The following is a 13,953-nucleotide window of genomic DNA, read 5'->3' on the forward strand; positions in this document are numbered from 1 at the left end:
GATACTTCGTCGTGAGCGCTCAGTCGAACGATTTTAGATTAACTTAGCAGTCTCAGTTCAGGCTGAACGCTGTATAAAATCTGCTAGTTCCACCAGGGGTTTACCAAAGGTGGGGGTAAGCAATATATTGCCATCCCCAATTTTACCAATTGGAAAAAAACTTTCAACGCTACTTTATAAAATGAACTTGGGCAGGAGTCTGCTGGCTTGCATGTCCAGCTATGCTTTTTTCACAAAAAAACAGGAAGACCTGCCCAACTACAAATGCTTCATCGATAGCGAGTCTTCTCCCAAGGGAAGATGCCTGTTTACGTAGCATCTCCTTTCGGAGAAGGGTTGTAAGTCATCAGACGTTCCTAACTCGCTAACGCTGCGTCAGAGCCAGTCATAGACATCGCTACATCTACCCCTAGTGCTCCATTAAACTTATATTCGGTACAAGTAAATATATTTACTGAAAGCAAGTTGCGTAGACAATTCGCCCACAGAAATATCCGAAGAAAGTCTATTTCCTGAGAATAGGACAGAAAACAAAAAAATAAACGTAAATTATTTTTTGATTTCTAGTGTTTGTTCAATCCATTGAATAACCTGATGACCAAGGTGAGTGCCATCTAGTCGATCAATCTCACGAATTCCGGTAGGACTAGTAACGTTAACTTCAGTTAAGTAGCCACCGATAACATCAATACCCACAAAAATTAAGCCGTCTTGGCGTAAGCGTTCGGCTAATTGGTTACAGATTTCATATTCTCTTGGGGTAATTTCAGTTTGAGCGACAGTACCACCAGTTGCCATATTATTGCGAAAATCAGTTCCGCTAGAGAGGCGATTGAGCGCACCAATGGGTTCGCCATTGAGCAAGATAATTCGCTTATCTCCCTCTTTTGCCTCTGGTAGATAGGTTTGTACCATTACTGGTACTCGACCTTGAAGCGTACTGAGTTCAACAATAGAGTTAAAATTGCGATCACCTGATTGCAAAAACAAAATTCCTTCCCCTGCTTTATTACCCAGCGGTTTGAGAATTGTTGCCCCCTTTGCTTCGACAAATTGGCGAATAAACTGCTTATCAGCACTGACAATTGTCTCTGGAATGGCTTTGGTAAACTGGAGGGCATACATTTTTTCATTTGCCCCTCGGATACCACTGGGAGTATTAATCAACAGGGTTTTATTTTGGTCAATGTAATCGAGAATATAAGTAGCATAGAGGTAGGAATCATTGACAGGTGGATCTGTCCGCATAAATACGGCATCCATTGTCTCTAAAGAAGTTAAGTAAGAATCGCTCAACTTATACCAAGGATTCGCCGCTACCCACCGTCTGTCTACTAACTGGACTGGTACAAGCTCGACTCGTTGTAGAACAGCCCAAGCTTTGCCCTCCACGACACTCAGTAGATTTGCTTGAGTTATCCAAATTTCGTGTCCCAGAATTTGCGCTGCTTCCATTAGGGCAACACTGGTATCATGACACGGATCAAGCAAATGGATGGGATCAATGATAAAAGCCAGTTTCACCCTTTGTACCTCAATCACCAAGAAATTAAATAGTTATTCAATTATTATCTCTTGATGATCTTACCAATTGACGTACATCTGTACTGCTGAGTAAAACGTGGAGGGTAAAGTCTTATGGGGATAAAAGCCAGTAGACAAGGCGGCACATAGTTTTTCAGAGTTGTAGCGACTGCCGTGTAATTTGCAGCGGCTTGTCGCTAACGCAAAACCTTCTAAATCTAAACGCTATTGTTAGAAGTTAGTAGCTCATCCAGCTTGCCTTGACTGTCTAAAGCGTGGATATCGTCACAACCACCAATATGAGAGTCATTGATGAAAATTTGCGGTAAAGAGCGGCGTCCATTTGCTCTTTGAGCCATTTTACTTCTGGCTGCTTCATCTCCATCAATGCTGTATTCGGTAAATTCAACGCCCTTGTTTTTCAGTAAACTTTTGGCACGAATGCAAAACGGGCAAGTCCTCCAGGTGTAAATTTCTACTTTGGCAGCCATGATGTCCTCAACTTGATTTAATACTTCTTAATTTTAGAACTTTGCTACTGGCTATAGCGGCTCTATCCTGATTTGTCTTCATCCTCAGAAGCCACTAACTAGATTTATATCAAAAAAATTAGCCAAGAGATAAAGTTTGGACTCTTGACTAAGAATTATCTCTATACCAATTTTTTTTAAAACAGGGTGACTTTTATTTGATTGTGAGAATTGCTTATAAGGCATAACTCAGCTTTCAGTTAGGACTCAAGTTCTCATTTAAGCTGAGACTAGAGACTTTTTCTTGGCAACCTTCAGCGCACCTACAGCAAATAAACCAAGAGCAGCTGTTGCACCAGGCTCAGGTACTTTTTTAGGTGGAGGTGGCAAAGCAATATAATAAGTACTAGGCTCATCTAAACCAGTACCATACTGAAAACGAATATTCTGAATCTTTGTTAAATCAAAGCCAGTAGGTAGCCCTGAGAAAACGAATGTGGCAGAGTTCTTCACAAAAGTCCCCCCACTGACTGCCGGATTTGCACTATCGTAACCAGTAATAATACCGTAATTGAATTGCTGTCCACCCGAAAGACCAAAACCAGGCGATATACCAAAACCTGCTGTACCAATACCGTAGTGCTGAGTTACTGGCTTAAGTACGCCACTAGCACCACCAAGTCCACTGCTAGCGGTAGTTTTAGCAAAACCCCATTCAACTGTATTTCCTCCAACCTTGGTAAGATCGACATTTGTTGCGGTAGTTACATTATTCTTGATTACGGTTGGAGCTTTGGCTGAAGACAACTTTAAATTTGTTAAGGGAGATCCAGCATAATCCCAGAAGATTCCTGTTAGAACATCAGTAGGGGCTGATGCACCTGGCCCTGTATTAGTAAGGGTCAGTGTCAACTGACCTGCAATTGAATTATCAAAGACAGCTTTTGCCGAAAGGGCTGTACTGCTTCCACCTGATATTGGGTTAGTACCTGTGGCTGAAAAACTCAAAGATGCTGCATCTGCTCTAGACATCTGCGAAACTGTCACTACAGCTAATGCTGATATAGAGTAGGCTGCATAACCTACTATTTTCTTAGAATATCTTTGAGACACTTGTTTTAAACTCCTTTGCTTTCTATTTAAGACATTTAAGATGTCCCAAAATAACTTTTTTATGAAAATAGCTTATGTATAAATTGGCATAAGAAACTGTTGCTTGTCTACCTTATGAATCAAGGTTTACTAAAACTTTAAATTGGAAACATGCAATACATTTTTAACAAATATATTGCATATTTTAAGTATTTGCACTTAAGATTTTTTTGGATCTTCTACTACACACAATCAGCTTAATTGGTTAAGTTTTTATTTCTCAGTATTTTTTCTTAATCAATCAATTTATCTGGAATATTGTTAATTCGCATCACGAGAAAAGCTAATAATTTTCTAGACATCATACGAGATTTTATGAAGATTAAATGAAAAAGGGAAGGCGATTTCGCCTTCCCCAAAGTTAAAAATTTAGGACACTAATATATAAAATGCTGACACTGAATTCGCTACTCAAGTTTTAACCACAGTCAACTGCATATTGAATCAACTGGGCAAGGCGATGACGTAGGGTTTCTAATCCCAAGCGCTGACTCGCAGAAATAAACACCGCTAAGGGGAATTCTTCTCTAGCTAGAGCTAGTGTTTCACTATTGGCTTGGTCGATCTTGTTAAAAATAACTAGCGCGGGGCCAGGAGTTATTGGCATTTGCGCCAGTATTTCTCTAACTGAGCGAATATGACGTAACCAGGCAGGGTGAGACAAATCTACTAAATGTAGTAGGGCATCGGCTTCTGTTACTTCTTCCAAGGTGGCGCGGAAGGCATCCATTAAAGATGCAGGCAGTTCGTGTATGAACCCTACTGTATCTGTAATCAGAATTTCCTGATGTTCATCTGTTTCGCCATGAGGAATTACCAGGCGGCGGGTAGTAGGATCGAGAGTGGCAAATAGCTGGTCGGCTGTATAAACTTCTGCGTTAGTGAGAGCATTCAGCAGAGTAGACTTACCAGCGTTGGTATATCCAACCAAAGCTACTGAGGGAACTTCTCGATGCTGCCGTCGCTGCCGTAACCGCGAACGATGTGCCTGTAACTGGGTTACTTCTTTTTGCAGTCGGGAAATACGCTGGCCAATGGCACGGCGTTCAGTTTCCAGTTTGGTTTCACCAGGGCCACGAGTCCCAATACCACCACCCAATCGGGACATGGTGCGACCTCTACCAGCCAGCCGCGGCTGCATGTATTCTAACTGTGCTAGTTCTACTTGCAATTTACCGGCACGAGACTGGGCGCGTTGGGCAAAGATATCCAAAATAACTTCGGTACGATCAACCACCCGGATACCAATTTGCATTTCTAAATTACGCACTTGGGAGGGTGAGAGGTCGCGGTCGAAGACGACGAGGTTGACTCCTAGTGTTTGGGCTGTTAGGGCAATTTCTTGCACTTTACCTTCGCCAACTACGGTTTGGGGATGAATGCGCGATCGCTTTTGTTGTATTGTTTGTAATACATCTCCGCCAGCAGTATCAACTAAACGTGCCAATTCCAATAGGTTGTCCTGGAATTGTAGGGGAGTCATCTCACTGGTCATCAACCCCACAATCAGCACGCGATCGTGGTCAGCATCTACTTCCTGGGCGATAAATTCGCGCTGGAATTCTGCTTCCAGATTTTCCACCAAGTCTACTAAATCCTGATCTGCTAGATCGTCCAAGTCCAGAGGTGGCGATATACTCCAACTTGGGGATTGGATTTGGCTTTCCCCTACCTTCAATGCAGCAGGACTAGTAATCAGGGTGCGAGACTCTTGGGGTGTCAGATGAGCTAGATAAGCTTCTTTCACATACCCAGTTGCACCGCCTCCCCGCCGTGTAAATCCCGTTCCGGTAATATTTAAGACAACTAGGGCATCTAAGCGTTGTAGTGCCATCGCCGTGAGTGCCGCTTCATTGGGCGGTTCTGGCTTGAGATGGGTGGCAATACAACGAATACCACTAAGTCGTTCTGCACCGTAACGGGGCAATTCCATCGGTGGTATTTGCGTTTGGCGCGGCGTGCCTACCCCGACGCGAATCACTTGTCCGCGACGGTTGATGTAGGCGCACACAGGCTGATTGACTTCTGTGCTAATTGCTGCCATACGCTGGGAAAATTCAGGCGTGGTGATGCGATCGCCTGGTATGCGCTGGTGGTACAACCGCTGTAGTTGCTTCAGCTGGCTGGACTTCAGACCTTGGAGATTTCCAAAAATAGTTTCTATAGGCGTTTATGACCAGTTAAATGGCCCCCCGAATCCTTATATGTCTATTTTACAACAGGGTTTAGGCTCCTATCTCTCTCCTTTGAGGGATGCGTTATGAATTTGTTCGCGGGGATACGGTTCGTTTCTTGCTAATTTTGTATAAACCTCTAAATTATTGGCTGACTCGATAAATTGGTCTAACCTGACGATAAGTATTAAGTAAGTTCAGAAATTTATTTCCATCAAAATTTATTGGGTCAACTTTTTTACCAGAACGGTCTACTAAACGGTGGGTAGTAATGCGATGGTCTGGAACTTGACTTTGAGCAATTAACCAAGCAAGAGAATGATATTGAGCTTCTGTGTAGCCGCTATGGGTTTGTTGGCTGCTACTGTCATAACTATCTGGGGGTGTTTCTAAAGAAACGTGATAAGCAAAATTATTTACTGATGCCGGCAAAGTCGGGTTAGTCTGCACAGTTTCCACTCCCTCTGGAGTCTCAAAGACAGAGTGAGCTGCACCAAAAGCCCGTTTTTCTGGTGGTACTAGATAAACCACCGTTCCATCCAACTTGACTAAAGCGTGGTAACTTGCTTGCACACCTTCATCGTTATGGGCTACTTGAAAGAAATTAATCGCACTGGAAGCAGAATAACCAGTTTCATGAAGGACGATAATTGGTTGATTGTGGAGAGGAACGCCGTTCACATCTTTGGTGTAACGTTCTCCATAGTTACTGGGGTCAACGGAAGCAACTTGATAACTAGGTCTGTAGCGTGCAAAAGCTTGAGTGGTTACATACCTTGCTACAGGCTTGTTAATCTTGACTGGGGACTTGAGAACACGTTGAGATTTCTTCTCTGGTTCTTTCGCTGATTGGAATTGCACCTGCGGATATTGACTGAAAGCCATAACCGGTGGATTGGATATATGGGATGTTGTCGGATTATTGTGTAATTTTGTCGCTCGTCCAATTATCAACACTACAACTAAAGCCATGAACATCAGCGAGATTAGTAGCACCCTAGTCGCCCAGTCTTTAAACCTCATTTTTCTAATACCCGTAAAACGGTAGATATTAACTTATAGCTCAACTCGCGTGTCTCTTGTAGAGGCACATTTCTGTAAACCCCTACCGCTTATGGTATCCAAACAATAATCGCTATAATACCTTAATTCTAGTTAAATATACTTTTATAATCCCTGCAATAGTGCTGTTATGAACCATTTAATAAGGATGTTAGACGCGATAAATTGCCGTCAAGACAAAAGATTGATTATTATCTTGACGGCGATTCATCGCATCTCTTGTCTTAACCGAACAGTATTGGATTTACACTGGAATCTCTATGACAAATTCTGTTCCTTCACCAAGCACAGAATTGCAACTCAACTGTCCATTATGGATTTCCTCGACAATTTGACGAGCGATCGCTAATCCTAATCCTGTCCCTTTACCAACCTCTTTAGTTGTAAACAGGTGGTTAAATATCTGCGCTCTAATCTCCTCTGGCATCCCCTGACCATTATCTTTGATGCGAATTATTACCGTGTTGTTATTAGACACTTCGGTGTGAATGAGTATTTGCTGATATTCATCTCGCACTTGGGCATAAGAATACCCCTTAATGGATGTATCTAAGGCATCAATGGCATTGGCAATAATATTCATGAATACTTGATTTAGCTGTCCTAAAAAGCACTTGACGGGTGGTAAATTGCCGTATTCGGTGACAACTTCGATCGCAGGACGTTTTTCATTAGCTTTGAGGCGATACTTCAAAATTAACAGAGTACTCTCAATCCCTTCATGGAGATTACAAGCAACTTTTTCGGCTGTATCGGCTCTGGAGAAGGTACGCAGACTGGTACTAATATCTTTAATCCGCTCTGAAGCCACCTTCATTGAACTTACTAGCTTTGGTAAGTCTTCAATCAAGAATTCTAGGTCAATTTTTTCGCTATGTTTAATAACTGCGATCGCTGGAGTGGGATGATATTGTTTAAATAATTGGATATGGGTGAGTAAGTCTTGAGTATACTCTTCGGCATTATCGAGGCTACCTTCGAGAAATCCAATGGGATTATTAATTTCATGTGCCACTCCAGCAACTAAATTGCCCAAGGTTGCCATTTTTTCATTTTGCACCATTTGTAATTGGGTGCGCTCAAGTTCTTGTAGCGATCGCTCTAACTGTTGAGCATAATTCTGGGATTCTTGATAAAGACGGGCATTTTCTAGAGAGATAGCGGCTTGGGCGCATAGCAGTTGGATCACTTCGGTGCGATCGCGAGTAAATACACCAATTGTTAGCGGATTTTCTAGATATAGCAACCCGATGATTTTACCCTGGTTTAATATCGGCGTACACAAGACACTCTTAGGTTGTTGCTGCATGAAATATGGATCGGCAATAAAATCAGTTTGTGCTGTTGCATCATCCAGTACAACAGTTTTTAAGCTGTGTTTAACATAGTTTACTAATGTAATCGGAATGCCTTCCTTGGTTGATAATGGTACAGATAGTAGGGTAACTCCTTCATTGATATTAGCTACAGCTTCAACCACTAAGCTGTCTTGTTGGAGTACAAGCAGAATAGCTTTTTGTGCCCCAGCATTTTCCATGATCACTTGCAAGAGAGTAGTGAGTACTTGCTCTAATTGAATTTTACTGGAAAGAGCTTGTGATGCTTTAAAAATGGTGGACAAATCGAGGGTTTCAGAAATACTGCTGCTAGAAAGATTTGTGTGAATGGTTTGATGTGTGAAAGATGATGTATCGATGGTTGAACTCAGTTGCAAGCGATTTACTTGCCCTTGCAAGATGAGAACAAGGAGTTGAGGATAGCGTTTTTCTAAGTCCTCGGTTTTGGCTTTAGCACCCCAACGAGCATAGCAATAATAAGCTTCCTGCATGTAAACTTGAGCGATTTTCTCTTTGCCCCAGTCGAGGTAAAACTTAGCAGCTAGTTCATTACTTAAGGCTTCTTCTTGGACATATTTGTTTTCTTTAGCTAGAGTTATGGCGCGATCGTACAATTCCATTGCTTTGTTATTTTGCAGCAAAATCCGATGCCGTTCTGCCTCGACTAAGTAAAATTTGTGTTGATGATTCATAGGGGCATGACGCGCCCATTTTTTCAGTTTTTTCTGATGAGACTTTACTTTTTTAAGAATCTGTTTTTGCTCAGTCGCCTTTGCTGTAGGATAGAGATGCAGTTGAGTTAGCGCCTCATAAAAATAAACTATTGGTACAATTGCCGCCGATGTTACCCCATCTAAATAGGTTATGGCATTAATTGCCGCTTCAGATGCTCCGGTATAATTTTCAAACAGGTAGCAAAGTATTAGTTCATTGGCATAGCTAAAGCTTAATCCGGTGCGATCGCCTGCTTGTTGTTGTAATGGGCGAATAGTTTGGGTATCATAAACGACACCTGATAAGTAGCTGGGATTAGTAGACTGTCCCAACAAATTTAAGATGGCTTGACGAAATGAATTAATATATATCTGAGGTTTTTCTTGTCTAAAATTGTTGTAAACCTCAGCATAATCACCCATCTGTTTTTCTAACTCAGCTAATTCCTGCCCCATCAAATATCCATGAAAACTACAGCTATAGCTAGCCCAAGCAGCATATTCAATATCTCCTGTTTCTAACCCTACTTGATAGGCTTCGGTTAACGGTGCAATTGTGTCTTGAAGTGCCTGATGCCAGTGATTAATAAATGTTTGAACAATAAAGAAGGTTCTAGATTTTAATTCTTTACTATGGAATCTTTCGAGAACTTGTAATGCTAATTGCCCAAATTTATAACCTGTCTCAATATTTCCCAGAATGCCACACTCAATCAATCCATACCAAGCATAGCCAAAGGCCGATGCTGCCGCATTGCCGTACTGCATCGATAAATTGACTTCGCTCAAAATTATTGGTGGCAGTAAATCTGGACGAGCAATATAAGCTGTTGAATTCGTACTAGCTAAAATTCGGATTGCTGCTAGTTGTTTGCCCCCTGTCATGTCAGGTAAATCAATTAAATTTAAAGGAGATTTACCTAAAAATCGTAGTTTAGTTTGAGCTAAACTAAGTAATGTTTGCGTTTGATTTACTTGAGGAGATAGTTTAACACCTAAGAGATTTAACAGTGCGATCGCAGTCTGAATCGAATCCTCAAAACGACTCTGGGCTAAATAAGATTGGATTTGAATTTCAATCGATTTAACCCGATCGAGTAAGACTTTAGCATGTTGTTGAACTTGCTTGACAAACTCTTCTACCTGGTCAAATTGACCCATAAGGTAGGCTGCTGAAGCAGCTTCTTCATGCAGGGCTAATGTGAGTGAATACTGTTGTTGCCAGCTATCTGTTCTCAATAGCTGAATACCACAACTGATATATTCTATTGTATTAGCATAAGCCGTTGATAGTTTAGCTTTTTGCCCAGCCAGCAAATTTAACTGCGCTAATTGATCTCGATCGGACTGTCGAGTGATTAGCTTTACACCAATATTCAACTGATTAACAATCTCAAAAATTCTCTCTTCTTGCTTTTTAATGGATATTTTGCTTAATAGCAGTTGACCAATTTGCAGATGGATAGATTGTTTGTCTGCATCTGGAATTAAAGCATAAGCCGCTTGTTGAACGCGATCGTGTAAAAATTTATAGTTTACAGTTAAGGAATTTTCTACTAAATCCTGTGTTTCCCGCCCAACATAGAATTTGTAAACTTCACTTTGGGGCAGGATTAACCCCTCTTGTAATGCTTTCCAGAGGTATGTTGCTGTTTCGGTTTCAGATTTTTCAGAAACAATTGCCAATGTTGCTAAATCAAATTGATTCCCAATACAAGCTGCTAATTTCAAAACATCTTGCGTTGATTCTGGCAATTTTTGCAACTGTAATACCATAAAATTAACCACATCATCTGTCAGGGCTAACGCCTTCAACTGGGTAATATTAAACTGCCAGCTTCCGCTATCTAAATCAAATTTAATTAGTTTATCTTGATGCAGTGATTTGAAAAATTGTGTACTAAAAAATGGATTGCCTTTAGTTTTTTGATATACTAATTGTGTTAATATTTCTGTAATCTTAAGCGAGCAATTTAAGGTGTCAGCAATTAGCTGATTTAAACTTGCTTCACTCAGCGGAGCTAATGTAATTTTATTAATAGTAGCATTAATTTTTGCAATTTCATCTAATGTTAACATCAATGGATGAGCAGCAGAAACTTCATTATCACGATAAGCTCCAATTAATAATAAATATCCTGACTTTGAGTCATTCATTAGTACTTGGATTAACTTCAGCGAAGCTGAATCTGCCCACTGCATATCATCTAAAAAAATGACTAGGGGATGTTCTTTAGTAGTAAATACTTGAATAAATCTTTGTAATAATAAATTAAACCGATTTTGGGCTGCGCTTGCTGAAAGTTCCGTTGCAGGTGGTTGTTGATCAATAATTTGTTCTAGTTCAGGAATTACTTCAAGAATGACTTGCCCTTGATCGCCCAGCACTTGTAAAATTTTATTTTTCCAAGTTGACAATTGGACATCACTTTCACTCAGTAATTGCCCCATTAAGTCTCGAAACGCCTGCACAAAAGCGGAGAAGGGAATATTTCGATTAAATTGGTCAAATTTGCCTTTGATAAAGTAGCCCCGTTGCCGGACAATAGGTTTGTGAACCTCGTTAACAATTGCCGTTTTACCAATACCAGAAAAACCAGCCACCAACATTAATTCTGTCTGATTGTTGGTAACGCGGTCAAAGGCTTTGAGCAGAATTTCAACTTCATCCTCACGACCATAGAGTTTTTCTGGGATAATAAAGCGATCGCACACATCCCGTTGAGCAATTAGGAAACTTACAATTTTACCCGTCTCTTTCAGTTGAGCCAAACAATTTTCTAAATCATATTTCAGTCCGAATGCACTCTGATAGCGGTCTTCGGCATTTTTTGCCATCAATTTCATCACAATATCTGACAACGCTTGCGGAATCTCTCCCCTCTCCCCTAAAAGTGGCGGAAGTTTGGCAATATGACAATGTACCAATTCCATCGGATCTTGTGATTTAAATGGTAATTCCCTCGATAGCAATTCGTAAAAAGTTACACCCAAAGAATAAAAATCAGTACGGTAGTCAATTCCTCGATTCATTCTTCCAGTTTGCTCTGGAGACAAATAGCCTAGTGTTCCTTCTAACACATTAGGATTCATCAATATCTGAGTTTCTCGTGGCAGCAGAGATGCAATACTAAAGTCAATTAACTTAACTTCTTTAGTTTCGGGATTAATTAAAATATTGGCGGGTTTAATATCTTTGTGAATGATCCGATTACGAATTAGAATATCTAAGGCATCAGATAGAGCGATCGCAATTCGTAAAAACTCCATCAAAGATTCTACACTTCCCCCCAGTCCCCACTCTCCACTCTCTACTCCCCATTCCTTCAAGGAAACTCCGCCAAAGTCTTCCATCACCAACGCATAGCCATTTTGATAGGGTTCCAGGCTGTAGGTTTGGATGATTCCAGGTAGATTCAGATTTTTGGCGATGGTGAACTGGTTGCGAAAGTGTACCAATTCGCTGAAGCTGGGATAAGCAGTTTTCATCAACTTAACCACCACAGATTTTTGGTCAGTTTCTCGATTAGCGCGATAAACTAAAGTTCGAGAACCGTTATAGAGTTCTTTGCTAACGTGATAACCGGGAATGCTGACCATAGGGCTTAATTTTTGAGACCTCAGTATTTAGAGTTCCCAAAAACATCACCAAACTTGATATTATTGCGCTAATGGACTTCCAACAAATAAATTAACGTGAGTTCGACGAACCTCTCCCTGCCTTAAACTAAAGTTCAAGTCTGTCCCTCTCCGACTCGGAGAGGGACGGTTTTGCGTAGTAAAACCAGGGAAAGGTTTTTTGATTGAGCAAATTGGGTAGATATTATATGAGCAATCGAATTCACGTTAAAATCTAAAATCTAAAATCTAAAATCTAAAATTGGCATCATCAAGCAAAGCTAGAAAAACCTAGATTCGGTGGAATATCCTGAATCCGGCCAGGGCCGATCGCTCGTAATGCTTCTTTGAGTAAAATATCCCCAGTATACAAGGCACGTCCGACAATCACACCATTTACGCCTTGAGATTCTAATGCCAACAAACTCAATAAATCGGTGAGAGAACTAACTCCACCAGAGGCAATTATCGGGATGGAAATTGCTGCTGCAAGTTCTCGCAAAGCTTCTAAATTCGGGCCTCTGAGTGTACCGTCTCGGTGAATATCTGTGTAAATTATGGCGGCTGCGCCCAATTCTTGCATTTGTACAGACAATTGAGTTGCTAAAACTTCTGAGGTTTCTAACCAACCGCGAGTTGCTACGCGTCCGTTACGAGCATCAATACCGATGATAATCTGTTCGGGAAATTCTTGACAGAGTTCTTGCACTAACTGGGGTTGTTCTACGGCGATAGTGCCGAGAATTGCCCACTGTATGCCTAGATTGAATATTTGTTGTACGCTGGTGCGATCGCGTAATCCTCCACCAATTTCAATCGGCACTGACACCGCATGAGCGATCGCTTCAATTGCCTTCAAGTTTACTACTTTACCTGCTTTGGCACCATCTAGATCAACTATATGTAGTCTGTTAGCACCTTCATCTACCCACTGTTTGGCAACATCAGCAGGATTTTCGCTAAAAACTTGCGAGCGATCGTAGTCTCCCTGATACAGTCGTACACAGTGACCTTCTAGTAAATCAATCGCTGGAATTACGTCCATTTACCTTTTCCTTATAACTTAATGCAATCAAACCGCTAGCTATAGCTGAATTTAGGACTGACAAATAAAAAAATACTCACCTAACTTCTTGTAGGGTGGGAGACACGAGCGCCATTAACCAAGGACGGACAAGATGTCCACCCCACAAGATTGGATAATTTAGTTGGAAGTCTCTTACTATTTTTCATTATTCATTTTTAATTGCCTTACAGCTTGCCCAAAACCTAGCACCAGCAAGATATTAGAAAGGGTCAAAAATAGTTCTGCACCGCCATGTAACCAATCCACATTGGCCAAAGACTCGCCATAATGCAATTGGGCGTAAATTCCTGCTGGGATGGTGATGGCAACAAAGACGAGAGTGCCATAAAATCCATACAGCGCTAAACGCGGCATTTGCGGACTGCGGCTGATAAACCACAAGAAACCCAAATAGGGAAACAGTGAAAGGGCAAACAGGGTTTCTTTAGAAATCATTGCTCTGATTTGATAGGGTTTGGTTCAACAGTGTTAGCAGATTTGGTAGAACGCCAAATCAAATACGCCGCTCCCCAAAGCGTAAAATTACCAACTAAAGTCATGGTAGCTTGAAGCGTTACCATCCATTCCAGAGATTCGGCGTTGTCGAAGTAATGCCAGGTACAGGCACACATAGCGCTGACTAAAGCTGGTAACATGGCAAGAGATAATCCCCACCAATTGCGGTTATTAGTCAGTTCGCCGTAAGTCCAGATTAACCAAATGGCGACAATCCACTCAATAACGCTAGAAATGTGAATAATCCAGGTAGGAATCGATAGGACGTGCATAAAAAAGTTAGGAGTTGGGAGTTGTTTCTATCTTCCTCTGTTACGAACT

The 13,953-nt window shown here is 41.2% G+C and carries 9 protein-coding genes; all 9 read right to left on the reverse strand.

From position 1 onward, the window contains the following. Positions 1-549: 549 nt before the first annotated feature. Positions 550-1,524 (reverse strand): glutathione synthase, encoded by a 975-nt coding sequence (gshB, locus tag HWQ39_RS27295; protein ID WP_292852280.1) that lies wholly within the window; start codon positions 1,522-1,524, stop codon positions 550-552. 218 nt (positions 1,525-1,742) lie between these two features. After that, positions 1,743-2,015: a glutaredoxin 3 gene (gene grxC / locus HWQ39_RS27300; RefSeq protein WP_292852283.1), complete on the reverse strand. Its 273-nt coding sequence runs from the start codon at positions 2,013-2,015 to the stop codon at positions 1,743-1,745. Between the two features lie 258 nt (positions 2,016-2,273). After that, positions 2,274-3,107 (reverse strand): XDD4 family exosortase-dependent surface protein, encoded by an 834-nt coding sequence (locus tag HWQ39_RS27305; RefSeq protein WP_292852286.1) that lies wholly within the window; start codon positions 3,105-3,107, stop codon positions 2,274-2,276. A 457-nt stretch (positions 3,108-3,564) separates the two neighbouring features. Continuing rightward, positions 3,565-5,310 (reverse strand): GTPase HflX, encoded by a 1,746-nt coding sequence (hflX, locus tag HWQ39_RS27310; protein ID WP_292852343.1) that lies wholly within the window; start codon positions 5,308-5,310, stop codon positions 3,565-3,567. A gap of 154 nt (positions 5,311-5,464) precedes the next feature. After that, on the reverse strand, positions 5,465-6,343 hold the full coding sequence (locus HWQ39_RS27315; protein ID WP_292852289.1) for a peptidoglycan recognition family protein: 879 nt from the start codon (positions 6,341-6,343) through the stop codon (positions 5,465-5,467). 283 nt (positions 6,344-6,626) lie between these two features. Continuing rightward, entirely contained in the window at positions 6,627-12,032 is a 5,406-nt protein-coding gene (locus HWQ39_RS27320; RefSeq protein WP_292852292.1) for an ATP-binding sensor histidine kinase, read from the reverse strand. Positions 12,033-12,321: 289 nt separating this feature from the next. Next, positions 12,322-13,095 (reverse strand): 1-(5-phosphoribosyl)-5-[(5-phosphoribosylamino)methylideneamino]imidazole-4-carboxamide isomerase, encoded by a 774-nt coding sequence (hisA, locus tag HWQ39_RS27325; RefSeq protein WP_292852295.1) that lies wholly within the window; start codon positions 13,093-13,095, stop codon positions 12,322-12,324. A 177-nt stretch (positions 13,096-13,272) separates the two neighbouring features. Then, positions 13,273-13,572: a DUF3593 domain-containing protein gene (locus tag HWQ39_RS27330; protein ID WP_179066101.1), complete on the reverse strand. Its 300-nt coding sequence runs from the start codon at positions 13,570-13,572 to the stop codon at positions 13,273-13,275. After that, on the reverse strand, positions 13,569-13,904 hold the full coding sequence (locus HWQ39_RS27335) for a DUF2499 domain-containing protein (RefSeq protein WP_292852298.1): 336 nt from the start codon (positions 13,902-13,904) through the stop codon (positions 13,569-13,571). Before HWQ39_RS27335 ends, HWQ39_RS27330 begins: the two co-directional genes overlap by 4 nt. Between the last annotated feature and the right edge of the window lie 49 nt (positions 13,905-13,953).

Source organism: Nostoc sp. NMS8, assembly GCF_017115045.1.
Taxonomy (GTDB): Bacteria; Cyanobacteriota; Cyanobacteriia; order Cyanobacteriales; family Nostocaceae; genus Nostoc.